20 protein-coding genes and 2 pseudogenes are annotated in these 25,003 nt (G+C 62.1%); 7 read left to right on the forward strand and 15 right to left on the reverse strand.

What is annotated here, in order from left to right; genetic code table 11:
• The first annotated feature begins 405 nt into the window (after window positions 1-405).
• On the forward strand, window positions 406-948 hold the full coding sequence (locus VJ109_RS16720) for an archaellin/type IV pilin N-terminal domain-containing protein (protein ID WP_324760437.1): 543 nt from the start codon (window positions 406-408) through the stop codon (window positions 946-948).
• Here VJ109_RS16720 and VJ109_RS16725 read toward each other — a convergent pair.
• The 6 genes and pseudogenes from VJ109_RS16725 to VJ109_RS16750 all read right to left on the reverse strand — a co-directional run.
• The gene (locus tag VJ109_RS16725) at window positions 909-1,535 is read right to left on the reverse strand and encodes an FAD-dependent oxidoreductase (RefSeq protein WP_324760439.1); all 627 of its coding nucleotides are present in this window, start codon (window positions 1,533-1,535) and stop codon (window positions 909-911) included. The two genes, VJ109_RS16720 and VJ109_RS16725, sit on opposite strands and share 40 nt — an antisense overlap.
• Entirely contained in the window at window positions 1,532-2,440 is a 909-nt protein-coding gene (locus tag VJ109_RS16730; protein WP_324760441.1) for an ABC transporter permease, read from the reverse strand. Before VJ109_RS16730 ends, VJ109_RS16725 begins: the two co-directional genes overlap by 4 nt.
• Entirely contained in the window at window positions 2,437-3,495 is a 1,059-nt protein-coding gene (locus VJ109_RS16735) for an ABC transporter ATP-binding protein (RefSeq protein WP_434737291.1), read from the reverse strand. The genes VJ109_RS16730 and VJ109_RS16735 overlap by 4 nt, the downstream gene beginning before the upstream one ends.
• Window positions 3,496-3,513: 18 nt before the next feature.
• Entirely contained in the window at window positions 3,514-4,218 is a 705-nt protein-coding gene (locus tag VJ109_RS16740; RefSeq protein WP_324760444.1) for a helix-turn-helix domain-containing protein, read from the reverse strand.
• 62 nt (window positions 4,219-4,280) lie between these two features.
• Window positions 4,281-4,370 (reverse strand): annotated as a pseudogene (locus VJ109_RS16745) (acetyltransferase); the annotation flags it as partial.
• 603 nt (window positions 4,371-4,973) lie between these two features.
• A pseudogene (locus tag VJ109_RS16750) lies at window positions 4,974-5,504 on the reverse strand (transposase); the annotation flags it as partial.
• A gap of 73 nt (window positions 5,505-5,577) precedes the next feature.
• On the opposite strand from VJ109_RS16750, the gene VJ109_RS16755 reads away from it, so the two are divergent.
• On the forward strand, window positions 5,578-6,147 hold the full coding sequence (locus VJ109_RS16755; RefSeq protein ID WP_324760446.1) for a DUF7342 family protein: 570 nt from the start codon (window positions 5,578-5,580) through the stop codon (window positions 6,145-6,147).
• Entirely contained in the window at window positions 6,140-6,577 is a 438-nt protein-coding gene (locus VJ109_RS16760; RefSeq protein ID WP_324760448.1) for a toxin-antitoxin system TumE family protein, read from the forward strand. Before VJ109_RS16755 ends, VJ109_RS16760 begins: the two co-directional genes overlap by 8 nt.
• A 694-nt stretch (window positions 6,578-7,271) precedes the next feature.
• On the opposite strand, the gene codB is transcribed toward VJ109_RS16760, so the two are convergent.
• Window positions 7,272-8,666 carry a cytosine permease gene (gene codB, locus VJ109_RS16765; RefSeq protein WP_324760450.1) on the reverse strand — a complete coding sequence of 465 codons (1,395 nt, stop codon included), beginning with the start codon at window positions 8,664-8,666 and terminating at the stop codon, window positions 7,272-7,274.
• Window positions 8,667-8,778: 112 nt separating this feature from the next.
• On the opposite strand from codB, the gene VJ109_RS16770 reads away from it, so the two are divergent.
• Window positions 8,779-10,062: a cytosine deaminase gene (locus tag VJ109_RS16770; RefSeq protein WP_324760451.1), complete on the forward strand. Its 1,284-nt coding sequence runs from the start codon at window positions 8,779-8,781 to the stop codon at window positions 10,060-10,062.
• A gap of 282 nt (window positions 10,063-10,344) precedes the next feature.
• On the opposite strand, the gene VJ109_RS16775 is transcribed toward VJ109_RS16770, so the two are convergent.
• From VJ109_RS16775 to yicI, 6 genes are all read right to left on the reverse strand, one after another.
• Window positions 10,345-10,656: a DUF7521 family protein gene (locus VJ109_RS16775; protein WP_324760453.1), complete on the reverse strand. Its 312-nt coding sequence runs from the start codon at window positions 10,654-10,656 to the stop codon at window positions 10,345-10,347.
• A 1-nt stretch (window position 10,657) separates the two neighbouring features.
• Window positions 10,658-11,029, reverse strand: coding sequence for an ArsR/SmtB family transcription factor (locus VJ109_RS16780; protein ID WP_324760455.1), 372 nt, complete (start codon window positions 11,027-11,029; stop codon window positions 10,658-10,660).
• Between the two features lie 364 nt (window positions 11,030-11,393).
• A complete protein-coding gene (locus VJ109_RS16785; RefSeq protein ID WP_324760456.1) occupies window positions 11,394-12,119 on the reverse strand; it encodes a LolA family protein in 726 nt (241 codons plus the stop codon).
• Between the two features lie 1,835 nt (window positions 12,120-13,954).
• Window positions 13,955-14,734, reverse strand: a complete 780-nt coding sequence (locus VJ109_RS16790; protein ID WP_324760458.1) for an IclR family transcriptional regulator — start codon at window positions 14,732-14,734, stop codon at window positions 13,955-13,957.
• Between the two features lie 54 nt (window positions 14,735-14,788).
• Entirely contained in the window at window positions 14,789-15,916 is a 1,128-nt protein-coding gene (locus VJ109_RS16795; RefSeq protein ID WP_324760460.1) for an ABC transporter ATP-binding protein, read from the reverse strand.
• A 57-nt stretch (window positions 15,917-15,973) separates the two neighbouring features.
• Window positions 15,974-18,316: an alpha-xylosidase gene (gene yicI, locus VJ109_RS16800; RefSeq protein WP_324760462.1), complete on the reverse strand. Its 2,343-nt coding sequence runs from the start codon at window positions 18,314-18,316 to the stop codon at window positions 15,974-15,976.
• Window positions 18,317-18,410: 94 nt separating this feature from the next.
• Here yicI and VJ109_RS16805 point away from each other — a divergent pair, with 94 nt between their 5' ends.
• The 3 genes from VJ109_RS16805 to VJ109_RS16815 are packed head-to-tail and all read left to right on the forward strand — an operon-like array spanning window position 18,411 to window position 22,930.
• Window positions 18,411-20,633 (forward strand): glycoside hydrolase family 3 N-terminal domain-containing protein, encoded by a 2,223-nt coding sequence (locus tag VJ109_RS16805; protein ID WP_324760464.1) that lies wholly within the window; start codon window positions 18,411-18,413, stop codon window positions 20,631-20,633.
• 43 nt (window positions 20,634-20,676) lie between these two features.
• A complete protein-coding gene (locus tag VJ109_RS16810; RefSeq protein WP_324760466.1) occupies window positions 20,677-21,942 on the forward strand; it encodes a mandelate racemase/muconate lactonizing enzyme family protein in 1,266 nt (421 codons plus the stop codon).
• Between the two features lie 22 nt (window positions 21,943-21,964).
• Window positions 21,965-22,930: a C-terminal binding protein gene (locus tag VJ109_RS16815; RefSeq protein ID WP_324760468.1), complete on the forward strand. Its 966-nt coding sequence runs from the start codon at window positions 21,965-21,967 to the stop codon at window positions 22,928-22,930.
• Window positions 22,931-23,050: 120 nt separating this feature from the next.
• Here the strand turns inward: VJ109_RS16815 and VJ109_RS16820 are convergent, their stop codons facing one another.
• Together VJ109_RS16820 and VJ109_RS16825 are read right to left on the reverse strand one after the other, a co-directional pair.
• Window positions 23,051-23,911 (reverse strand): carbohydrate ABC transporter permease, encoded by an 861-nt coding sequence (locus VJ109_RS16820; RefSeq protein WP_324760470.1) that lies wholly within the window; start codon window positions 23,909-23,911, stop codon window positions 23,051-23,053.
• A 1-nt stretch (window position 23,912) separates the two neighbouring features.
• Window positions 23,913-24,905 (reverse strand): carbohydrate ABC transporter permease, encoded by a 993-nt coding sequence (locus VJ109_RS16825; protein WP_324760471.1) that lies wholly within the window; start codon window positions 24,903-24,905, stop codon window positions 23,913-23,915.
• Between the last annotated feature and the right edge of the window lie 98 nt (window positions 24,906-25,003).

Below are 25,003 nucleotides of genomic sequence, written 5' to 3' on the forward strand. Positions count from 1 at the left end.
CTGCGAGCGTCTGAAATCGGGAGCCGTTTTCAGCGATACCGGGACCGAGACAATCCGCATCACCAACGAGAAACGGCACGTCGGTAACCTGTTATCGGTGGTAGCGGTTGGCAAGGAACGATCGCGTCGTCTGCTCCGTGGTCACTGCCGACTTCGACTGTAGAGCGGACTTGTGGATTCACTCGTGAAGCGAGATCTGACTGACAAGTGATACTGGATGCCTGCTTGCATCGCTCACTCGGACGTCCGCCGCTCGACAAACGACAAGTCGGTCCACTCGATACGGCCACTGCGGCGGTCGAATCCGGACATAGACACGCAGAACTCGTCCGCTTCATTCACAAATGAAACGCGACCCACCAGTAGCCTGCAAGTTATTTACCATAACAGCAGATACGTTGTGATATGCCCCAACGGCATCGTGCTGTTTCTTCGATTATTTCGACTGTTCTTCTGGTCGCTGTCGTTGTTGTACTCAGTGCAACTATCAGCGTCTTCGCGCTCGATCTCGGTTCTAACATACAATCGGAAGCGCCGTACGTCGAGGTATCGGGTGAGTTTGTGGAAGCCGTGGATGCCGGCGAACAGGCCATAGCGATCACGCATCTCGCAGGTGATTCGGCACAGACCGAACAGCTCTATGTTTCTGGATCGAAGCCACTCGATATCGGCGGCCGCCCCAATAGCAGTTCCACACCTGCAAACGATGCGTACGCAAGCAGGCGAGAGAAGTTCACCGAAGCAAGCGGGAGCAATCCCCCACAGGTCGGGATCGGAGCTACTTGGGACGCGGGGGAGACGATCTACGTCGATCCCGAAGGAACTGCTGACGGCGTCACTGTATCCATCTACTGGACGAGCGTGTCCGTCGAGGGTGTTAATCCGGGGGAGCCGGAGGGAGATACCACTTACAAACTCACAACAGTGGAAATGGGATCGACATCGTAAGTCGCGATCCTCGGCGTCGTGTGCGACGTGCTGGAGCGTCGCTGTCGAGTGTGTTGACGACGTGGGAGAAACGTATTGCCGAACTGATCGTCGACAGCCGTTGCCCGGTGGCCGGTGTAGATCTCGTGGCGTTCCCGGGCAATGTCGGTGAACGTCTCGGCGATGTCGGAGTCCTCCCGAGGGACCAGCGCCTCCATACTCTCCACGATCGTGACCTCAGTCCCCACGGATTCGAAGAAGTAGCCGGGTTCGACGGTAATGTAGCTACCACCGAGAATCACCAGTGAATCCGGCTGTTCGCGACGGTACAGCGCATTCTGGCTTGTCATGTAGTCGACCTCGTCGAGTCCGTCGGTGGGCACCACGAGCGGACGGCTCCCCGCAGCGACGACTACGTGTTCGGCTGAGAGCCGTTCTCCATCGACAGTACGTCCGCTCGTCGACGAAAGCCGCCTCGGTTTTGTACAGTATCGGGTGGTCCGTTCGCCGATAGCTGTCCGATTTTCAGCGCCCCGGGGGAGGGGCGTCCTCGTAGGTACACTATCGCGCGCAGTCGTGGAGCGAACCGCCGACAACGTGGGTCTCACTGCACAGTGGAACTCGACGCGCGGTTGAGCAGGTAGACCATGGCGCCGCCGAATACGATGTCGAGGGCGAGCAACACGGCAATCGCCGGGACGAGCGTGTTCCAGATCCCGCCAAAGCGGGTGACCTCGATGACGGTCATGACGTCCTGGCCGAGCATGAGCGCACGGGCGGCGTCGACGCCGTAGGTGATCGGGTTGAACGTCGCGACGACCTCGATCCAGTCGGGCATCGCGTCCAGCGGGAGGAAGGCCGTCGAGACGAACAGCAGGGGGAACTGCAGGAGGTTCGCGCCGATGATGGTCGACTCCTGATCGCGGGTGACGACCGCAATGATGTTCGAGAGGGCGATGAACCACAGCGAGAAGAGGACCCCGATGCCGAGGATCCCGACGGCGCCGACGAACCCGGTGGCGACGTTCGCGCCGAGGAACGCGCCCAGCGCGAGGATGATAGCGATCTGGACGACGATCCGGAGGATCTCCGCGGCGGTCTTGCCCAAAAACATCGCCGAACGGCTCATCGGCATCACGAGCGTCTTCTCGAACATCCCCTCTTCCATGTCGTTGACGAGGCCGATCCCCGACCCCGCGGCGGCCGCCAGCGACACCTGCATCGCGATAGCGGGCAGCAGGAACGTCTCGTAGGTGATGCCCCCCGCCCCGCCACCGCTCCCGAGCGCGCTCGTCGCGATCTGGCCGAAAACCTGTGTGAACAGGACGAGGAAGATGATCGGCTGGACGAGCGACCCGACGACGACGAACGGATTGCGTATCGCCTTCAGGTTCCAGCGGACGAAGTTCACCCAGAAGTCGCTGAGAACGGAGTTGCTCGACGGCGTCGTGCGGACGTGCCCACCATCCGCGCGGGGCTTGTCGGCGGCCCGATCTCCCGAGGGTTCGCTCATTCGGCGGTCACCTCCGGTTCCGTCACGTCAGCGGGGTCGGCCGACCGTTCCTCGGAGTCGAGTTCCTCCCCGGTGATCGCGAGGAAGACGTCGTCGAGCGTCGGGGCGCGGATATTGAACCCAGTGACGGTGATCCCGGCGTCGCGCAGGGCCACCAGCAGGCCCGTTCCGTGCTCGCGTGCTCGCTCGGCGGTGACGCTGATCCCGTCGTCGGTGACGGTCACGGCCGCGTCGGCGTCGAAGACGTCGCCTTCGCGGGCGATCTCGGCGGCGCGTTCACGGGCGTCCTCTCCGTCGGGGACCTCCACGTCGAGGATCTCCCCGCCGACTCGCCGTTTCAGCTCCGCGGGCGAGCCCGTGGCGACGATCTCGCCGTCCATGATGACGGCGATGCGGTCACAGAGTTGGTCGGCTTCTTCGAGGTACTGCGTGGTGAGAAACAGCGTCGTTCCGCGCTCGTTGATGCGCTCGAAATAGTCCCAGAGACGGTTGCGTGCCTTCGGGTCCAGCCCGGTCGTCGGTTCGTCGAGGAAGACGAGCGGCGGGTTGTGGACGAGGGCCGTCGCGGCGTCCAGTCGCTTCTTCATCCCGCCGGAGAACTCGCTGGCCTGCTTGTCACTCACGTCCGCTAGGTCCACCAAATCCAGCAGTTCGTCGATGCGCTCGGCGCGCTCGCTCTTGGGGACGCCGTAGGCCTGAGCGGCGAAGCGGATGTTCTCGCGGGCGGTGAGTTCCTCGTCGACGCTGGTCTCCTGAGCCATGTAGCCGATCGTTTCGCGGACCCTCCGGGGCTCGTCCCGCACGTCGAAGCCGTTGACGGTGATCGAGCCCGCAGTCGGCGACAGTAGCGTCGAGAACGTCTTGATCGTCGTCGTCTTCCCCGCACCGTTCGCACCGAGAAAGGCGAAGAACTCGCCCTCAGGGACGGTCAGGTCGATCCCTTTCACCGCCTCCGTCCCGTCGGCGTAGGTGAGTTCCACGCCCTCGGCATCGATGGCGGCACCGCGCCCGTCCGTCCGTAGCGTGTCGTCGATCACAGGGGTCTTTGTGACCACGGACCTGTAGTCCGTACCCTAATCTGTTCGGGGCTTTATACTGGTGGTGCGTCGAAACTCCGCGACGAGGTGGGTCTGTGCGCGTCGCAGTCGCTCGGAGAGCGACGCGGACGCGACGCCGAGTTCGTCGGCGATGTCGGCCATCGTGGCGGTCCGCGGCGTGTCGAAGTAGCCCATCTCGTGGGCGGTGACGAGCGCCTCCCGCTGGGCGTCGGTCATCTCGCGCGGCCGGGAGCGGTCGCCGTTCCCGAAAGGGCTGGACACCCTCCCGTCCGGCCCCTCGTCGGTCTCCACAAGACGGTCCAGCCGGAGTCCGTAGTCGTTGGCGCGGCAGAACGTCCGGAACTGGTCGAACTCCTCACGGTCGGCGAACCAGCGGCGCTCTTCCCAGCCGTTCGGCGTGGCGAGCACCCGATCGGGGATCGACCCGTTGTCCGCGAGCAGTTCCACGTCAGTCGGCGGGTCGCCGGTCGGACGACAGCGGTAGCGCCGCGTCGCCCCGTCGGCGACGAGCAGCGAGTAGTCGGTCACCGAGTCGGCGTCGGCAAACGCCGCCTCGATCGCGTCGGCGTCGGCACCCACGATCCGTACGATGAACGTTGGCGCCCCCGACGGGCGCCCCTGGACCGACTCGAACTCGACGGTTGCTTCGGACACGCCCTCCGCTACGTCGACCAGCGGCAGCTGCTCGGAGGCCATCCGGAACTCCGCAATCAGTCCCATGGCGGTCGTAGGACGGACGAACAGTTAGCGCTGGCGGCGGAGCGTTCCGGAGACCAGTCTTGCGGGTCGTCCGCGACGACGGTGTAGTAGTCAACGTCGTCGGCGATGATCGCGCCGGCCACGACGACGGCACCGTTGCCGATGGTGATGCCCCGCTTCAGCGGCAGCCAGTTCGCCGTTCGCGGCTCCGGCAATTACCGACGACCGTCCGCACGCGGTTGTCATCCGTAGTCCGCTTCTGTCGGATTGCCAGAAATAGTAATTTCCTATCATTTAAGAGTTAGTCTTAATCGAATCTATGCGTTGCTATCGATTCGACTCTGATGAGGCGAGTCAGCGCAAATTCAAACCCCGGTCTTCCCCTGGCAAAGCGGCATCCTGAGGCGGTTACAGCAGTCGTGCTTCTCCGAGGGCGGCGACCCACTCCAACCCACAGCACATTATTGGAGTAATGTTTTGTGTGTTGTGGGAGCCAGAGTTACGGCGAAAAAACCCGCTCTGGCCGCTGAAGCGCCCATATCCACGTCTATATATCATATTATGCTATACAAAAACTCCCTCTTTGGAAGTTGAGACTACAGTGGGTTTAGCGGGCCTGTGATGTGTGGTTTCGGGCGAACCGACGAGCGGAATCTGTTTCAGATCCCTCCCCAAACGGGGGTTCTTGTTGAACTGGAAACTAATCCGAGGCATTTCGTCGACTTCCGACAGCGTTGCCACTCAGACGCCGCGCTAACACGGGGAGAGCCCCCTCATTATCCAATTCCGGTTTCTTTCTTCAACAGCGTCAGCGTATTGTCGGCTGTTACGATCGGTGAATGCTCGTACTCATCGGTCAACTCAACCCGTACCAGCAGGTCCACCGCTCGCCAGATCGAGTACAGGAGACACGCGAATGCGAAGTAGAAGAACCGCAACCCGAAATCCTTCGACGTCGTTGCGGCCATGAATCGCTTGATCGACTTGTAGCCACTCTTGATTTCCCAGCGATAGCCGTACTCAGTAAGAAGGCCACTGCCTCGGTTCGTCATAAACACAGAGTACTGTCTGTGATCGTCGTGTTCGGAGTTCTCCTTGCGACGGTAGATCAGCGTCGTCTCGTGCCATTCGTTCTTCCCGAGATGCAGTTTCCTGTCGGTCTCGTATCGATCTTGACCGCGCTGGAGCAATCGCTTGGCCTGGGCTTTCTCGCTGGTCTGCATCCGTTTCGGGACGACGGAGGAGAACCCGCGTTGGCTGAGCATCTCTAGAATATGCTGACTGTCGAACTCGCGACTCATCAGCATATAGCAGAAATAATTCAGTTCACAATAGATATATACCAGTCCAAGTGTTAGTTCCGGTACGGAGGCGTCACGAATGGATATCACTGACATTCCCGACGATGCGTACGCTGGCGACGAGTCACCGGCGGATCTCGATGATTTAGAATCGCCCGATTCGCTGGTCAAGGATGGTCCGATCCGCGAGCGACTCCTCGATATCGTCACCGGGCTTCGAACCCCTACAAAGGTTTCCGACATCGCCGATCTCGCTGACTGCGATACTGAGACTGCCCGCGACTACTTGGAGTGGTTCGACGGGATGGGATTGGTTCACCGTCACGACGGCCGCCCCGTCCGGTATGAGCGCAACGATGCGTACTTCCAGTGGCGACGTATCGACCGCATCCGCGAGAACTACTCCGACCAGGAGATCGTTGAGGCGCTTTCAGACGCCATCGAACAGATCGAGGAGTACAGAGAACAGTTCGACGCAGACGATCCTGACGCCGTCTCTCTTGTCGAAGCCAGCCGCGAAATGACAACTGAATACGCGTGGGAAGCGCTCTCCAAGTGGAAAACGCTCGAACGCAGAGCTACCCTCCTCGACGCGGCGCGGCGTGATCACTCAACTTCTGGTAGTTCTCCCGATCATATCGATGCCTGACAACCAGGACGGGCCGTCCAGTACCGGCCCGATCGATGCTGAAATTCTCGACCGGATTACCCCGCATCTTTCCAGAAGCGCCCGCTTCGCCGATGTCCAAGTACGCCCTGAGTATGCACCTAACGCCGTCGTTGCTGACTACGACCTCGGGTACTTCCCAAGCGGGGTCACGCGAGCGTATCTTCGTATCCGATGGTTCGAAACCGATGACTTCAGCATCCATTACTCCGAGCAATACCGGACGGGGAACTCGTGGGAGTGCCGCTGGGACCGCCACCCCAATGACCACAACACCCGCGAGCACTCCCACCCGCCCCCGAATGCGCCGACGCCAGGCGAGGACGAAGACTATCCAGATGAGTGGCAGGACGTGCTCGCCACCGTACTCACTCGTCTTGACGAACGAATCGAGGCATTCTGGAGCGAGTGACGAGCCAGGATGGAAACGAGGTGTGCGGTTCTACGGAACGCTATCGGGCCAAATACGACTCGGGTCGGGGAAACGGATTACTGGCGTTCCGGTGTATCGCCGCATCGATACCTCAGGTATTCGAGTTCTACTATACGAACCCTGACTAGACTTTGTGGCATTCGGACCGTATGCATTGAGAGTGTCGGTCTTCCACCCGATGAACTGGAAGCCGTGATCAACGGCCCCGGTTCAGCAGGCAGCGATGATCCCCGGGCCGGAACCGAGGATCATCTGCCTCAACTCCGTCGATATCCACCCCTACAGCTGTCCCCACGCCGATGCTGATGAACTCTGCTACAACAAATACGCGATGGCACCTCTTCGTGGCATCGCTACCTCGCTGGACTCGTCCTCTGTCGAGCTAAACTACTTATCGTCCAATGACAACGACACTCGGGGACCGCCGCCCAGTTCAGGTCATTCGCCAGTCACGGAATACGTTTTGTGGTCGTCTCTTTGCCACAGCATCCAGTAGTATCTAGTTTGTTGACCGCTCACTCGGAAAGTGGGCGTGATTTGGTGCCGTCACGGCGGATTGATAGCCGTATTTATCGTAGTCATTGAGAATCAATGCACACCCGATCACATGACTGCAGTGCGATCGGTGCGTACAGCGTTTCAATTGTTATGATAGGGTACCGAAGTGGGGAAATTAGAGTCGGTCCGCTCCTTGTTCAACCATGTGACCGGAGAGCATACCGTTCTTCTCCAACAAATAGTATCCTATCGTATGAGAGATAAGTGCTGCGACGAGACCATTGAGTGCTGCACCTCCGGGACCTGGCAGGAGTTGGGGTGCAGCGACTCCGGGCACAACTTGGCCAGCGGTGAGCATCGCGACAAGAATTCCGGCGACGTAGGCGATGACCCCGACCCAGCGAATCCCGGTAAACCGAACGTTGTCCATCTTCGGGATCTCCATGCGCCAACAGAGTAGGAAATCAGCGATGATGACACCGCCAAGCGGTGGGACGTACTGCCCGAGTGTCGAGAGCCAGGGGATAAGCAAACTATCGGCACCAGCAAGTGCAAGGAGAATACCGATAGCGCCACCGCCGAGGACGAACGGGCGCTTACGGTTAAAATCGAACGCCTCGCTTCCGGCGACGCCGAAGGCGTAGGCGGCGTTGTCGTTCGTCGTCCAGATGTTCAGGACGAGCGCGATGAGGCCAATCGCGGCCAGTCCCTGAGCGGCGAGCACTTCATAGAGATCACCCGCGGGCGTCACATCGTAGACGGTTCCGCCGACAGCACCCGAGAGAAACAGGAAGCCGTTCCCAAGCAGGAACGCAATGAGGCCTGCCCAAAACCCGACTCTCGTGGATGCTGAGAACCGCGCCCAATTCGGGGCCTGTGTGCCACCGCTGATGAACGTCCCCACGACGATCGTTACGGCCGCGGCGAAGCCCATCTGCCCGCTGCCACCCCCAGCGAACAAACCCCCGATACCGCCGGCATCCTGGACAGCGATACCCATCGAGAGGAGACCGACGACCACTAATATCGGGACTGCGACGAGCGAGAGTTTCTCCATCCCTTCGTACCCGAAGTAGGCTGTCGCGAGGTGGAGAAGACCCCAGATGAAAATGAGGGCCAAAACGAATGGCTGAGAGTCGATCCCGAAGAAACTCGCCGTCGGGATCGCGACCATAGGAATTGTGACGCCAAACCATCCGACCTGTGTCCCCCCGAGCAGGAGGTCTGCAAACTTCGCTCCCAACCGCCCGAAACTGTATCGTGCGAGGAGCACTGTCGTCAGCCCCGCTTTGGCGGAGATGCCACAGAGCGCCGCGACGTACACCCCCAGAATCGCGTACCCGACAGCCATCGCGCTGAGCATCGGTCCAAAGCCCATCGCCGCCCCGATTTCGGCTCCGGACCACAACGTCCCTGCAAAGAACACAAACCCGAGAAGGACGGCGGAAATGCTGACGAGCCCTTTCCGTTCCTCCTGAGGAACATGATCAATCGGATAGTCCGGGTCAGGAAGTTCTTCATTACCGAATACGAACTGACGCCACGTCGATGTGTCTTCGTCTGTTGCCATAGACATACCTAAGTCTGCGATAAATTCGAATAAAATAGGCCTATAGACACAATATTTGTCCCAATTTGGAAAATAGCAACACATATGCATCTCTTTTTCGTCAGTAGCATCCATGTCGGAATATCTCGTCACAAGCGCGACGACACTAGACGGCAGCACCGTCGACATCGAGATTGCGGACGGAGTCATTGACCGGATCGTTCCTGCAGGGGAGAGCGATCCGGAACAGTTCCCAGCAGACCGTCGCTACGAGGCCGACGGACGGTTCGTGACGCCGCCGCTGATCGAACCACACGTACACCTTGACGCGACGGGGACCGCGGGGGAGCCGTCGTGGAATACGAGCGGGACACTGAGTGAGGGTATCGACATTTGGGCCACATATAAGCGAGATATCACGGCCGAGGATATCCTTGAGCGGGCGACGCGTACCGTCGAGTGGTACGCGGCCAATGGGGTGACCCGAATCCGGACACATGCCGACGCGACAGAGCCGTCACTGACCACCGTCGAAGCGCTCCTCGAACTACAATCCCGGGTCGCGGACATCGTCGACATCCAAGTCGTCGCCTTCCCCCAGGATGGGGTGTTTACCGATGAAGAAAACGAGGATCTGCTCCGTGAGGCGATTGAGATGGGCGCTGACGTGGTCGGAGCGATCCCACACGTCGAACACACTCGCGAAGACGGCGTCACGAGTGTCGAACTCGTGTGCGACCTCGCCGAACGTTATGATCGTCCCCTTGACGTACATATCGACGAGACGGACGATCCACAATCGCGGTTCACCGAAGTCCTGGCGAGCGAATCCTTGAAACGGGGTATCGGGGAGCGAACGACAGCGAGTCATACTACGGCGATGCACTCGTACAACAATGCGTACGCAGACAAGCTAATCCGGCTTCTCGACGAGAGCAACGTGAGCGTTATCACGAATCCACCTGATAACTCTGTTCTCCAGGGGAGTTACGACGACTATCCGCGGCGACGTGGACACACGCGCGTAGACGAACTTCGCGCTGGGGGCGTGACCGTTGGCCTCGGTCACGACTCTGTCCTCGATCCGTGGTATCACTACGGGATGGCGGACCCGCTTGACGCCGCCTTCATTCTCGTCCACTACGCCCATATGGCGGGCCGCAATAACGTGCCTGATATCTGGGAGATGCTGACCGCAGCGAACGCCGAGATTTTCGGCGTCGACGAGTACGGTCTTCAAGAGGGACACGAGGGCTCGCTCGTCGTGTTCGATAGTCCGGACGCGTTCAACGCCCTCCGAACGCGGGCACCGCGGACACTCGTGCTACGCGAAGGGGACCTCGTCGCACAGACGGAGCCTGCCGAGGTCAAAGTACACCGTGAAGCCGGCCAGAAAGCGATCGATTTTCACCGGTAGCACCTCTTAGTCCTCCAATCGATACAAGCAGCCATTCCGAATGTATCGACGACGGCAGGGCAGTCCCCCCGATTGCTTCTAGCCGTTTCGTTCATCTATTTGAGCGCGGCCCCAGTTTTTCCCGTTGTGGCTGTGAGTTCTGAGTCACAACGCATTGTCATTCAACGAACCGCTTAACAGCCGTACGCTAGGTGGCTGTCTTTGTCTACCTATCACGATCGACGGGTATGATATGTTCCGGTCGGTGTCACCGGCACAACAGTGTCGCTCGAACGCGCATCGTCATCCGCGCCGGTGGAGTGAGTATGCAATGAAGAGGACACCGACGAACTGAAGCATACGCGTGATGAGAGTGAGCGGTTGCTGGAACTTCGACGGGAGAAGATTGCCCCGTAGCAGGGCTGAACCGACGAACGCGACAGTAAACGCGGCGGCAGTGAGGAGAAACAGGCCCACGGACAGGTACTGCATGGTAGGGCTGTCGTGCCGGCGGTAGCCCCGGTATGCCTGGTACCCGATGTACGCACCAATGATCGTCGACCCGAAGGCCAGTGTGAGAATGAGCCAGTCAGTAATCGTGGATACCAGAACCATATTATAGATTCTCCCACATCTTCGTGAACCGGTCCGCCGTATCGTCCTCGTTCTGTCCCGGAAACGCCGGCGTCGAGAGGCGTTCGATACGTGGCTCGAACGCCCCCTCTTCGAGGGTAAGTGTGAACTCCGAGAGCGTCGCTCGGTAGACGCTGTAATCGTTGCCGCCAGTTTGTATCTCCGTTCGCTCTGCCAGCAATCCGTGTTCCTGTAACCACTCAACTCGGCGGTATACCGTCGGTTCCGACATATCACACTGCTGTGCGAGTTGTTGGGCGGACATTGGTTGCTCACTCGTTGCTGCGAGGATATCCCGGGCGTACTGGTCGCTGAGCAACTCAAGAACGTCCTCCAGCGCCGGGTCTTCGCTCACGTACCCGAACAAGAGTTGGGGCGCGAATAAAGTACCTTGCCACTTGCTGACCCAGAAAACGGTCGGGGGATGGGATGGAGGGGTGTGCGCGTCAGGGGACCGAGGGAGGGACGGGACCAACATACCGTTACTGGAGTCAGGCGACGGACTGGACCGGTGAAGCGATCCAGGCCATGACTTGCCCTCGGTGTCAGGGTCCAACTGGGGGTGACTGCGGGCCGAGGGTGTTCCGTACCGTTAGCATAGCCGTCCGTGATCCGTCGCAACTCGACGATAGTGGCGTACCATCTTATAATATGGAACCGGCTTTCTGACCCAGAAGCCGGGGGGAATGTATTTGGACCCACACAGGCACCTGCACGGATCACGTAGCTGGACAGCCGACCGACTGACCGACAGCAATTAGCTGTTGTCTGGTGGTTCCCGTTGCACGAACGGTGTATCGGTATCTCTCACAGTTCCAGGACAGCATCACTGTCGGGCCAAACGAGAGCACCGCCTGTCGCCCATCGATCGTAACCTCCGTTTCTCCGTTCTCGGGCGGATACGTGAAGTTGTACGCCGAGATCGAGATACTGCTTGTTTCGTTGACGTACTGGAGGCCGACGCTATGGACTTGCCCCTCAGTCCTCGTTGCTGTGGTTAATTCGTACGACATCGGTAGCTCCGGCGTCGGTACTGTGACCGTCGTATCTGACCGCAACTCGCCGATACTGTCGTACTGTCGGACAGTGGGCGTTGCCGGCGTCTCGAACGTCGTGTTCGGACCCGGTTCGAATCGGAACGTTCCTTTCGGGAGTTCAGGAGTGACATGCACGTCGGTGTACGTTGTCGTCAGTTCCCGCTCCACCTCGTTATGTACCCACGTCGTCTGTCGCTGGATCGGATACAGCCACTCCGTGTCGATCCAGAGTGTTTGCTGATAGCTGATATCTTCGTCGGGACTAGTAATATTGATAACATACGCCTCCCGTCCGTTCAGCGTTTCCGTCCCGGTGTATCGAATATCGTACGTGGTGTTCGGAACAGTATGTGGTGGGCTCATGCCGCCGCGGTCGCCGGGTACGACCGGTAGTGGCTCGACAGGCATCGAAGGTCTCGAATCGTCGCTAACCAAGCGCGTGCGAACGAGAACCCGTTCGATCCGCTCTTGGGTCGAGTCGTCCGTGGGCGTATTTTGAAGACCGATTCGGGTTACTGCTTGCTCACTCCGATCGTGCAACCAGAGGGTCGAACCGTTCGAGACGCGGAGGTCGTATCGTCGCGACGAGTTACTTTTCAGTCGGAGACGGCGTTTGTCACTCCCTGGTACCGTCGTGACATCGTACGTGGCACGAGCCGTAACTGTCCCGTTCCGTTTGACAACGGTTGTCCGAGTCGCGTTGAGGCCGTCGATGGAATCGTACGTTTCACTGACGTTCGATCGTACCGCTGGTGTCTCGGCGGTCGCTGTGGAACCCGCTGCCCAGACGGCGGTGGTAATCGATATAACGGCGACAGTACAGGCGAGGGCGATAACAAGGGTGGTAACTGAGAGGGTCCGTCCGTAACGGTCTGCGGGTCTCGACATATCAAGCGCTCCGTGAGAGGGGAGTCAGGTAGGACGTGTATCGCCTGTCGTATTAAACCCGCTCTTTCTGAAGGGAGAGCAGTCACCCCGCTCTCACATCTTCTCACGATCTGCCACCGGTCCTCTGGAACCGCACAAAACGGGGGTTTCGGTGATGAGTAGAGCAACGGAGTGGCTCTTACGAAGGTATCTGTACCAGTCGAGAATGCTGACGTTCATTACGGTACCTGTCTAGGTCGTCACGTACCGATGGCACAAGGGCGAGCGAAGTGACAAAAACGGATGCTCGGGAGTTCACGCTGCTCTCTACGTTTCGACACCGAACGAGTGTGGAACTGATGGAAGCCAAAGGTCGGCGAGTTGGGACCACTCCGTATAGCGGATATTACTATACTTCTCGCGGTCCCCTGCTGTGAAACTCGGGAACATCCGATCACTGCCACGGGATTTGAAGATAGAGTACCGATAGTATCCCTCTTATTCACCAATTGTGCTAATTATACCCAGCAAACGCCGGTAGATAGGAGATATGTTTTCTAACTTGTTTAAATAGATAGAGATCTTCTAAAGTAACTATGCTATCTCCTATTCTGGAAGTATTCTGGCAATTCTATATTTGAAATCGAATATCCACCGAAACAGCCCTCAAAAATGGAGGTATAAAAACACATTCGATTCGAGACGGCGTAATAGCGTCTTATCGGTGTGTCTGAGTGAACTGGATCTGGCTTCTGAGAGCAAGCGTCACGACCCTCACACACATCGTGTTCGCGAGTCCCGAACGCATCCCCTACTGGCCCGGGAACAGCACCACAGGGCTGTCTGTCTCGGTGTTGGCTGTGTACCACAGATAAAATAACAGCCGTACACTTGTTTTATCGAGGGAGATCGGTGTTGATAGCCGACGAAAGGGATAACAGCCGCACGGTTGTTACGTGTTCCCTACAGCTCGGCGTCCGATCCAGTTCGGTGTCATAGGGAACTGCACCATGGATTCGGGACAGTCCCGCCATTACTTTCCCCTGAAAAGCCGGCTCCACACCGAAACACAGTGGCTGGCCGTATTCGCGACTCGCGAACGGACTACGAATCGGGGAGAGCCGTCGTCGTGGACGCCTGTCAAATACCGAATAGCTGATCGGTGGCCGGTGTATCGGAGACGAGAGCAGCAGTGTCTCAGCGATACCGTCAGGGACCATCACCGGCAGCCCAGGAACACCACACAGTTGTATTCGCCTCTCACAAACGACGACGAGCGACCGTACGTAGCGACGCTCCAGATACTGTTTCTTCCCACAAGACGGCCTTACAGTAACGGGGAAAGAACAAAGCTCTGTTCGGCTACTGCAAACGGCCTAGACTTGCGTCGCGTTCACTTCGATCACGTTCGCCGCTCCCTGGACGATCTCGGGGAGTTCCTCGTGGAACCGGTCACCTTTGAACCGGCTCGTCGGTCCGGAAATGCTGATCGCACCGTAGATAGCGCCGGTCGGATGTTCGATCGGTGCAGCGATACATCGCAGTCCCTTGAGGATCTCCTCGTCGTCGAAGGCAACGCCCTCCTCACGGATCCGTTCGAGGACCTCGAACAGTTCCTCGCGGCTGGTGACGGTTTTCTCGGTCCGCTGTGGCAGTCCATGCCGCTGAATGATCTCGTCGATCCGCTCGGTCGACAGTTGCGAGAGGATGGCCTTCCCCAGCGCGGTGCAGTGAAGGTCCTTCCGGTTACCGGTGTAGGAGGCTGTCTGGATGGCGTTCTCCCCACGTGCCTTGTGGAGGTAGACGCCCCGGCCGTGTTCCTCGACCATGAACTGGGCCACCTCCCCGGTCTCGGCGGCCAACCGATCGACTTCCTCTTTGGCGACCTCGTAGATGTCGATCTGGTTTTTCGCGTACTCGCCGATATCGACGAACCGGAGACTGATCTCGTAGGTGTCGCCGTGCTTCACGACGTACTCGTTGTCGGTGAGCGTCGCAAGGTGGCTGTGGATCGTCGCTTTCGACCGGTCTAACTGTGCCGCGAGTTCGGAGACGCCGGCCCCGTCGTTCTCACGGAGCGCTTCGAGGATGTCACAGGAGATCTGGACTGCCTGTACGCGTCGTCCCGATTCGGGCTGGCTCGGTGGCTCGCTCATACTCGATGGTATGGCGAGTACACACTTAATTGTTCGCGAGAAACAAACGAAGGGTTACGCCCGGACCGTGTCGAACGTCTCGTCGAGTTCGCTGTTCTTGACTGCCTCTCCGCTCCGGCCGTCGAAGAGGTGGATCTTCTCTTCCGGGAAAACGACGTGGACATCGTCACCGGCCTCGATCCGGCGTTCACCGTCGATGCTGGCGGTGTAGTTCTGGCCACCGACCTCGAAGTACGCGTAGGTTACTTCGCCCATCGGCTCGACGACCTGGATGGTCGTCGGGACCGCGTTCGCCTCGTCACCGCCAGCCAGTTGGATATGCTCCGGCCGGATACCGAGCGTCAGGCTCCGGCTGGCTTCGGTGAGTGCCTCCTGGGTCTCAGTCGAGATATCGTACGTAAACTCGTCGTGTTCGAGCTGGTCGTCGCCCTGACGGACGGAAAGGAAATTCATGCTCGGAGAGCCGATGAACCCGGCGACGAACTGGTTGACCGGCCGGTGATAACATTCCAGGGGTTCACCGATCTGCTGGAGTTCGCCCTCGTCGAGGATCGCGATCCGGTCGCCCATCGTCATCGCCTCGGTCTGGTCGTGGGTGACGTAGATCGTCGTGATATCCATATCCTGCTGGAGTTGCTGGATCTCGGTACGCATCGTCGTCCGGAGCTTCGCGTCGAGGTTCGACAGCGGCTCGTCCATCAGGAACACCTCCGGTTCACGGATGATCGCCCGACCCAGGGCGACGCGCTGTTGCTGCCCACCGGAGAGGTCACCGGGCTCCTTATCGAGCAGTTCCTTGATCTCAAGCAGTTCCGCAGTTTGTTCGACGCGCTGGTTGATCTCGTCTTTGTCCAGGTCGCTCGTGATCTTCAGCCCGTAGCCGATGTTCTTCCGGACGGACATGTGGGGATAGAGCGCGTAGTTCTGGAACACCATCGCCATGTTGCGCTCCTTGGGCTTGCGGTGTGTAATGTCCCGGTCGTCGAGGAGGATCTGCCCGGATGTCGTCCGTTCCAGCCCGGCGATACACCGGAGTGTCGTCGACTTCCCACAGCCCGACGGGCCGACCAGGACGAGAAACTCCCCGTCCCGAATGTCGATGTTCAGTTCGTTGACTGCAACGATGTCGTTCGCGCCCGATTCGAATACTTTCTTCAGGTCGTTCAGTTGTAGGCGTCCCATTGTATCACCGTGGTTCGTTATCGCACCATTCAGCATCTCGATTAATAAATCCACCCCTCAGACGACGATCGTCACACCGGTCCCGGTGTCGGTCCAGGTACCGGCATCGGGGTCGTCGTCGACCGATTGCAGCGTCTCCCCGTCGACGACGACCGTCTCGGGGGCCGCGTCGCGGACGGTTACGGTCACGCGATCGGCCGTACACGCCCCGAGGTCGACCGACAGGGTGTCGCCGCCGGCCTCGACCGTGAACTCGACGAGTGCGTCCGCGTCCGCGTCGTAGAACCGACCCGCCGCGTGGCCATCGGCCAGCGTCGCGTCGAGTTCCAGTTCCGCGGGCGTCCCGGGCTGGACCGACTGGGTGGGCTCGCGTTCCGGGAGGACACTGCCGGCCCGGACGAACACCGGCATCTCGTCGATGGAGACGTCGACGTCGACGGTCCGGCCGCCCTCGTGACGCTGCCCCGTCCAGTAATCGCGCCACTCACCTTCCGGGAGATACACCGACCGGGTCCCGCTGTCCTCGAAGACGGGCGCGACAAGCAGATCCTCGCCCAGGAGATACTGCGTGTCCATGCGGTGGACCGTCGGGTCGTCCTGGTACTCCAAGACCAGCGGGCGCACGACCGGGAGGCCGGTCCGGGCGGCGACTTCCGCGTACGTGTAGAGATACGGGAGCAACCGGTAGCGCAGGCGGGCGTACTCCCGGAAAATGTCCAGGGCCTGCTCGCCGAACTCCCAGGGCTCCCGCGGCGTGGTCCCGTGACACCGGCTGTTCGACGAGAGGAGGCCGAACTGCGCCCAGCGGGTGTAGACGTCGTCGTCGGGCGTGCCGCGGAAGCCGCCGATATCGTGGCTCCAGAAGGCGATTCCCGACAGCGAGGCGGAGAGTCCGCCGCGAAGCGCCGCGCTCATCCCGTTCCAACTGGTCTGTGGGTCACCGCCCCAGTGCATCGGGAACGCCTGGCTCCCGGTCCAGGCCGACCGGCCCCAGACGACGGCCTCCTCCGGCCCGTTGACCTCGCCGACGGCCTCGTAGACCGCCTCGTTGTAGAGGTACGGATAGAGGTTATGCATCGTCTTCCCGCTCCGGCCGTTGGCGAAGACGGCGTCTTCGGGGACGTACTCGCCGTAGTCGGTCTTGAAGACGGCGACGCCCTGTTCGAGGAGTCGGTGGTGTTTGGCCTTCCACCACTCGACGGCGTCGGGGTCGGTGAAGTCGACGAGCGCCCCGCGGTAGTCGCCCTGGCAGGTGTTGTCCATCACGTAGGCGTCGCCGGTGCCGTCGGTGACGAAGTAGCCCTCGCTGACCCCCTCGTCGAAGGCCTCGGTCCCGACGGGAACGTGGGGGTGTTCCCACAGGGAGAGCCGGAAGTCGTCCTCACGGAGTTCGGCGATCATCCCCTCGGGATCGGGGAACTGCTCGGTGTCCCACTCCAGGTCCGTGGACTTGTTCGCCCGCATCCAGAACGGGTCGAGGTGGAGCACGTCGCTGGGGATCTCCTCCTCGCGCAAGCGCGCTGCTACGGCCTCCAGTTCTTCGCGGGACTCGTAGCCAAGCCGTGACATCCACGTTCCGAACGACCACTTGGGCGGCCGCGAGGGACGGCCGGTGACGGCGGTGTACCGCTGGAGGATGTCCCGGAACTCCGGCCCGTAGAAGAAGACGAACGAGAAGTCGTCGTCGGCGACCGACATCGTCCCCGAAGCAGTGGAGGTCTTCCCGAAGTCGTAGTGGACCCGCGCGGTGGTATCCAGCAGAAGGCCGTAGCCGTTCGTCGAGAGGTGGAAGGGGATGTTCTTGTAGGCCCGCTCGGTCTCCGTACCCAGTGGTTCCTGGTGCCAGAGGTCCAGTTCGCGTCCCCGGCGGTCGAACTCGACGAACTGCTCGCCGGCGCCGTAGATCTTCTCGTCGGGCGAGAGCCGGAACGAGGTTCCGGTCCGGTCGACCCGCCGGGGGTTGTGGTTGATCTCCTCCTGGGTGAACCCCAGCGCGTCGACTCGCTGGCGGCCGAACACGTCGGGATCGGCCCGCTGTTCCTCGAAGACGGTCTCGCCGGTGTCGGCGTCCACCACGGCGAAGGACCACTCGTCGAGACCGACGGTGATCGAGAGCGCGCCGGTGTCGACGGTGAGCGTGCCGTCGGACTCCGCGATGTCCAGCGCCACGTCGGTCTCGACGGCGTCGGTCTCGACGGGCGGGTACTCGCTGTCCGTGTGTGTCTCGGGGTTGGCCAGCAGTTCGAACCGGAAGGTCCGGGGGTCGTAGACGGTCAGTGTCACCGGGACGGTGCGGTCGGTCACCGGCTCCGGGGCGTCGATCTCACAGTCGAACCGGACTGTCTGTCCGTCGACCTCGTACTCGCTCACGGCGGCGACGGTAATGCGTTCGCTCGTCATCCTATCGGGACGGGGGCGTCTCTGGATAATAAAACTACCCCGTCGTGCGTGGCTTTTTCTCGATGGGCGTCGACGTTCCGAGTCAGAACACCCCATGACAGCCCCAGCGATCGGCGACCTCGTCGCCGAGATGTCCCTCGAAGCCAAGGTGGCACAGCTCGGGAGCGTCCGGATCGGGTCCCTGCTCGACGACGGCGCGTTCTCCCGCGAGCGAGCGCGTTCCGAGATCCCACACGGAATCGGTCGCGTGACGCGGGTCGGTCGGGAGAGTGCCCTCGAACCGACCGAACTCGCACGGGCCGTCGCTGCGCTGCAGTCGTTTCTCCGCAGCGAAACCGCACACGGCGTCCCGGCGCTCGTCCGGGAAGAGAGCCTCTGTGGCTACGCTGGCCGCCGCGGGGCGACGGTTCCACAGGCCATCGGAATGGCAAGCGCCTGGGACCCCGACTTGGTGCGCGAGGTAGCGGCGGCGGTCGGCGAGCAACTGCGGGCGGTCGGCTGTCGGGTGACACTCTCGCCGGTCGCGGACCTCGGCGTCGAACCCCGCTGGGGACGGATCGAGGAGACCTTCGGCGAAGACCCGGCGCTGGCGGCCGAACTGACGGCGAGCGTGGTCCGGGGACTGGCCGACAGCGGCGTTGACGCCACGCTCAAACACTTCGTCGGGCATGGGCGACCCGCGGGCGGGCGCAACCGTGCGCGCCCGACGGCCTGCCTCGGGGAGCTGCGCGACGCCGATCTGATCCCGTTCCGGGCCGGGATCGACGCTGGCGCACCGTCGGTGATGGCGGCGTACAACACCGTCGACGGGGTACCGTGTCACGCAAACCGGCGGTTGCTGACCGAACTGCTCCGCGAGGAGTGGGGGTTCGGGGGGACCGTCGTCTCGGACGGCCGAGGAATCGAGATGTTGGCCGACGACTACGGGGTCGCTCCCGACAGGACTGCGGCCGGCGTCCGGGCCATCGAGGCCGGGATCGACGTGGAACTGCCCGAGACCGAGTGTTTCGGCGACCGACTGGTCGGCGCGGTCCGGGACGGCCGGGTCCCCGAATCGACGGTCGACCGGGCGGTCGGCCGCCACCTCCGACAGAAGGCCGACGCGGGACTGTTCGACGATCCGGGACCGGCCCCCGAGCGGGCGGCCGACGCGTTCGGGACCGACGCCGTTCGCTCGCTCGCCCGCCGGGCCGCGCGCCGGTCGCTGGTGCTGCTGGAAAACGACGGCGTCCTTCCGCTGGCGGATGCCTCGTCGGTCGCCGTCGTCGGCCCGAACGCCGACGCCGGCCGGAACCTGCTGGGGAACTACTCGTACGCCGGCGCTGAGAACGCCGACGGCGGCATCGAGGTGGTGACGCCGCGAGCCGCCCTCCGCGAGCGCGTGGCCACGGTGGCGTACGCAGCGGGCTGTGGGGTCCGTGCCGGCCCGGACGACGACATCGAAGCGGCGGTGGAAGCCGCCCGCGGCGCGGACGTGGCGGTCGCCTGCGTCGGCGGCCAGTCCGGAATCGACGTCGAGCGTGACTCGCCGGGGACGGCCGGTGAGGCCCTGGATCGTACCGAACTCGGGCTCCCGGGCCGGCAGTCGGAGCTGATCGAGCGAGTGGCGGCGACGGGAACCCCCGTCGTGGCCGTCATCGTGAGCGGCCGCCCGCTGGCGGTCCCGGACGTGGTCGAGCAGGCCGACGCGACCGTCGCCGCCTGGCTCCCCGGGCAAGAGGGCGGGGCCGCTATCGCGGACGTGTTGCTGGGAGCCGACCCCGGCGGCCGGCTCCCGGTCTCGCTCCCGCGGTCGGTGGGCCAGTTGCCGATCCACTACCGACAGGACGCTGTCTCCCGGGGCGAGTACGTTTTCACCGAAGGGACGGCGCTGTTCCCGTTCGGCCACGGGGAGAGTTATGCGGCCTTCGAGTACGGCGAGTGCTCGGTCGCCACGGAGGAGAGTCAGACTGACGGGACGATCACCGCATCCGTCAGCGTCGAGAACGTGGCCGACAGGGATGGCAGCGAGGTCGTCCAGCTGTACGCCCGCCACAGCGGCGGGCGTACGGTCCGGCCCGAGCGGGAACTGGTCGGGTTCGAGCGCCTCGACCTCGACGCCGGGGCGCGGGCGATGGTGACGTTCGACCTCCCGACGGCGACGCTGGCCGTCCACGACCGCGACGGACGGCCCGTCGTAGAGCCGGGGACCGTCGATCTCGTCGTGGGCCGGTCGGCTGCCGACAGCCGCGGGCGGGCGACCGTGGAACTGCGTGGGGAACCCACGCAGCCCGACCGGCGGCCCCACCGTGCCGACTCGACCGTCACTGTCCGGTAGCCCACCACAATCTTTAACCCGGCAATACACGACTCCACAGGTGATGACACAGGACGAGCAACCCGACTACCGGATTCCACAGGGCGGCGGCGTCCCCTGGCGCGACATGGGGATGGAGGAAACTCACCGCCCACCCGAGCGAGACGTCGAGATCACCGACATCAAGACGATGGCCATCGCGGGCAACTTCACCTGGGGCATCGTCAAGGTCGAGACCGATTCGGGCGTCTACGGTCTGGGCGAGACGTTCCGGGCCGAGGCCGCCCTGGACATGGCCGGCCGGATGGACGTCGACCTCGTCGGCGAGAACCCGCTGGACACCGACCGCATCCGCGAACTGCTCGAACAGCGCTACACCGGCTGTGGCCGCATCGGACAGGCCGCCTTCACGGCCATCGAGACCGCCTGTTACGACATCAAGGGCAAACTGTTCGACGTGCCCGTCTACGAACTGCTGGGCGGGAAATACCGCGACGAGATCAAGATCTACTGTGACACCCACGGCGGCGAGTCGCTGGGGGAGGCCCGCGACCACGACCCGAAGGACGTCTACACGCCCGAGGGCTACGCGCGTGCGGCCCGCGAGGTCGTCGACGAGGGGTTCGAGGCGCTGAAGTTCGATCTGGACGTGCCGACCCACGCCGAGTACGACGAGGCCAACCGGCGGATGGACAACGAGGCCCTGGAACACAAGGTCAGCCTGGTTGAGGCGGTCCGGGACGAGATCGGCTACGATATCGATCTGGGGATGGACCTCCACTGGAACTTCACGACCGAGACGGCGATCCGGCTGGGCAAGAAGCTCGAACGGTTCGACCTGGCGTGGCTGGAGGACCCGGTCCCGCCGGAGAAGACCGAGTCACAGAAACGGGTCACCGAGGCTCTGGACATGCCGGTCCTGACCGGCGAGAACCTCGTGAAGACGGACCAGTTCAACAAAGCGGCCCGCGAGGGGATGATGGACATCGCCGCGCCCGACGTGAACAAGTGCGGCGGACTGGGCGAGTACGTCGACATCGCGACGGTCTGTGACCTCTACGGCGTGCCGGTCGCCTCGCACAACATCTCCAGCCCGCTGGGGACCGTCGCCGGCGCTCACGTCTCGGCGGCCATCCCCAACTTCCTCTGTATGGAGTGGCACTCCCGCGACGTGCCGTGGTGGAACGATATGTGCAACCGGGTCGAGGGCTCCGGTCCGATCCTTGAAGACGGCTACATCGACGTACCCGAAGGCCCCGGTCTGGGCGTCGAACTCGACCGGGACATCTGCGAGGAGTACCTCGTGGACGGCTACGACCTAATCATCTGAGTCCCGCGAACACTCTCACACTATGTCTGAACACACAGTCGTCGTGACCGACCACGACTTCACGGATCTCTCGATCGAACGTGACGGCCTCGACGGGGTCGCCGAGGTCGTCGAACTGACCGGCGACGTGGGCGAGGATGTCGAGGACGCCCACGAGACGCTTGCCCGTGCGGACGCGGTCATCAACCTCCGGTACGACCTGGACGCCGAGGCGATCGACGCGCTGACCGACTGCCGGGTGATCTCCCGGTACGGGATCGGCGTCGACAACATCGACGTGGAGGCAGCCGACGAGCGGGGGATTCCCGTCACGAACGTCCCCGACTACTGTCTGGAGGAGGTCTCCGTCCACGCACTGACGCTGTACCTCGCGCTCGCGCGTGGGCTGAAGTCCTACGACGCCGACGTGGCCGCGGGCGGGTGGGACCGTGACGTGGCGACACCGATCCACCGGCTCTCGACACAGACGGTCGGCGTCGTCGGCTACGGCGCCATCGGCCGCGCGGTCGGCGAGCGGGCCGACGCACTCGGAACTGACGTGATCGCCAGTGATCCCTTCCTCTCCGAGGCGGACGTGGCCGACGACCCCGCGACGCTGGTCGAGTTCGAGGAACTGCTCGACCGGGCTGACTTCGTCACCGTCCACTCCCCGCTGGTCCCCGAGACCCGTGGGATGTTCGACGCCGACGCCTTCGAACGGATGAACGAGGACGCCTACTTCGTCAACGTCGCTCGCGGTCCGATCGTCGACGGCGAAGCGCTCGTCGACGCGCTGGACGCGGGCGAGATCGCCGGCGCGGGTCTGGACGTCTTCCCCGAGGAACCCCCGGCCGCGGACGACCCGCTCCGGGACCACCCGAAGGTGGTGACGACGCCACACGTCGCCTGGTACAGCGAGGAGGCCAACGACCAGCGCCGGCGGACGGTGACCGACATCGTCCGCACGGTCTTAGAGGGCGGCGAGCCCTGGAACGTCGTCAACGACTGACCCGCCGCTGCTTTTCGCGGTTCGCTCGTCGGGCAGCAAGCGGTGAACCAGAGCGTGGTCCGGAACGCGTCCGCTGGCGAGCGAAGTAAAGTCGAATCGGACGGGAAAATCGGGGGCCGGTCAGGCCTTACCGGTCGCAGTCAGGCCCTCGACGACCTTCCGCTGGAAGAACAGCATGAAGAGGATCAGTGGCATCACGGACATGAACACGGCGGCCGAGATGGTCCCCCAGGGATACTGGAACTCACCCTGGTACAGTGCGATCCCGACAGTGATCGTCCGCATCTGGTCTTCGGTCATGAACGTCAGCGCGAACAGGAACTCGTTCCACGCGTAGATGAAGACGATGATCGCCGCCGTCGCCATCGCCGGCGCGGAGACCGGGAGGATGATCCGGAAGAGGACGCCGATCCGGGAGAGGCCGTCCATCAGGCCCGCCTCCTCCAGTGAATCGGGGAGTTCCTTGAAGTACGCCTGGAAGATCCAGACTGCGAACGGTAGCTGGAAGGCGGCGTAGGGGATGATCAGCCCCAGGTAGTCGTTGAGCAGGCCCCACGAGCGCGCCAGGCTGAACAGCGGGATCAGCCGGGCGATGAAGGGCAACATGGCAGTTCCGAGGATGAGCAGGAGGACGGGGAGCTTGAACCGGAAGCGGAGCCGCGAGAGGGCATAGCCCGCCAGCGCGCCCAGGAACACGTCCAGGATAGCGGTCCCGGAGGCGACGATGGCGCTGTTGAGCATATAGCGGAAGAACGGGGCCTGTTCCAGTGCTGCCTGGTAGTTCGCCAACGTCGGGTTCCGCGGGATGTACTCGACGGGGAACGTGACGACGTTGCCGGGCTGTTTGAGCGAGGTAATCAACATCCACAGCACTGGGAACACCGAGACCAGAGCGATGATGAAGATGCTCCCGTAGAAACCGACCTTCTTCCCGACCCACTGGAACCGGTCGATCTCGAGGGGGTTGGAATCGTAGCTCATCTCACCGCACCTCCGGTTCGTACAGCGTCCCGACATAGAGCATCGCGATGCCGAGCGCGATCAGCGTGATGATGCTCGCGGTCGCAGCTCCCTCTCCGAAGTTGAGGCGGTTGAAGGTGATCTGGTGGTCGAACAGCACGAGCGTGGTCGTCGCGGAGGCCGGGCCGCCGCCGGTCAGTCCGTACGGGAGGCCGAAGGCCTGGAACGCCGGGAGGGTCCGGAAGATCAGCGCTACGAGCAGCGTCGGCTTCAACAGCGGCAGCGTGATGTCCCAGAACTGTCTGATCCGACCGGCACCGTCCATCCTGGAGGCCTCGTAGAGAGTGTCCGGGATCGACTGGAGGCCGGCGAGCATGATCAGCGCCATGAACGAACTGGTCTTCCAGATCGTGATAAACAGCATCGAGAGGAGTGCGGTGTCGGGTTTCGCCAGGAACGGGAACGGGGTCTGGAGGAGGCCGATCCGGATCAACAGATCGTTGACCACGCCGTACTGGCCGTTGAACATCCAGGCCCAGATCCGGGCGTTGATGACCGTCGGGATGGCCCAGGGAAAGAGGATCGCGGCCTGAGCGAAGTACTTCCCACGGAAGTCACGGTTGAGCAGCAGTGCCAGGCCCAGTCCGAGGGCAGTCTCGATGGGGACGCTCACGAAGGTGTAGATGAGCGAGACCCGCAGCGCGTTCCAGAACCCGTCGCCGCTGAGGAACTGCTCCAGCAGGGGGCCGCTCCCGTAGAGGCTCCGGTAGTTCTCCAGACCGACGAACTCTTGCGGGGTCATCTCTAGGACGTACCCCTCGTAGAAGCTCCCGACGACGGTGTCGAAGATGGGGTAGAACGACACCGCCAACAGGAACGAAACGACCGGTGTCAGCAGGATTACCGCCAGTTCCTCCTCGGAGAACCGGAGGTCACGATACCGCTGTAATCTGTTCTGCCGTCCCGGACCGTCGCCGTAGTCGGACCCGGACGAACTCTCGACTGTATCTGCCATTCGTCCCCGACGTGGGTCGTCTTTCGTTATAAAACTACGGGGGCGCGCCCGCGGACCGTCCGCACCGGACTGTGAAATTTTATATAGGAGGCGTTCCG

The organism is Haloarcula montana (assembly GCF_035666295.1).
Classification (GTDB): Archaea; Halobacteriota; Halobacteria; order Halobacteriales; family Haloarculaceae; genus Haloarcula; species Haloarcula montana.

Coding starts and splice junctions, on each gene's coding strand:
- VJ109_RS16720 (WP_324760437.1), top strand. CDS start 406: ATGCCCCAACGGCATCGTGCTGTTTCTTCGATTATTTCGACTGTTCTT.
- VJ109_RS16730 (WP_324760441.1), bottom strand. CDS start 2,440: ATGAGCGAACCCTCGGGAGATCGGGCCGCCGACAAGCCCCGCGCGGAT.
- VJ109_RS16740 (WP_324760444.1), bottom strand. CDS start 4,218: ATGGGACTGATTGCGGAGTTCCGGATGGCCTCCGAGCAGCTGCCGCTG.
- VJ109_RS16755 (WP_324760446.1), top strand. CDS start 5,578: ATGGATATCACTGACATTCCCGACGATGCGTACGCTGGCGACGAGTCA.
- VJ109_RS16760 (WP_324760448.1), top strand. CDS start 6,140: ATGCCTGACAACCAGGACGGGCCGTCCAGTACCGGCCCGATCGATGCT.
- codB (WP_324760450.1), bottom strand. CDS start 8,666: ATGGCAACAGACGAAGACACATCGACGTGGCGTCAGTTCGTATTCGGT.
- VJ109_RS16770 (WP_324760451.1), top strand. CDS start 8,779: ATGTCGGAATATCTCGTCACAAGCGCGACGACACTAGACGGCAGCACC.
- VJ109_RS16775 (WP_324760453.1), bottom strand. CDS start 10,656: ATGGTTCTGGTATCCACGATTACTGACTGGCTCATTCTCACACTGGCC.
- VJ109_RS16785 (WP_324760456.1), bottom strand. CDS start 12,119: ATGCCTGTCGAGCCACTACCGGTCGTACCCGGCGACCGCGGCGGCATG.
- VJ109_RS16790 (WP_324760458.1), bottom strand. CDS start 14,734: ATGAGCGAGCCACCGAGCCAGCCCGAATCGGGACGACGCGTACAGGCA.
- VJ109_RS16795 (WP_324760460.1), bottom strand. CDS start 15,916: ATGGGACGCCTACAACTGAACGACCTGAAGAAAGTATTCGAATCGGGC.
- yicI (WP_324760462.1), bottom strand. CDS start 18,316: ATGACGAGCGAACGCATTACCGTCGCCGCCGTGAGCGAGTACGAGGTC.
- VJ109_RS16805 (WP_324760464.1), top strand. CDS start 18,411: ATGACAGCCCCAGCGATCGGCGACCTCGTCGCCGAGATGTCCCTCGAA.
- VJ109_RS16810 (WP_324760466.1), top strand. CDS start 20,677: ATGACACAGGACGAGCAACCCGACTACCGGATTCCACAGGGCGGCGGC.
- VJ109_RS16815 (WP_324760468.1), top strand. CDS start 21,965: ATGTCTGAACACACAGTCGTCGTGACCGACCACGACTTCACGGATCTC.
- VJ109_RS16820 (WP_324760470.1), bottom strand. CDS start 23,911: ATGAGCTACGATTCCAACCCCCTCGAGATCGACCGGTTCCAGTGGGTC.
- VJ109_RS16825 (WP_324760471.1), bottom strand. CDS start 24,905: ATGGCAGATACAGTCGAGAGTTCGTCCGGGTCCGACTACGGCGACGGT.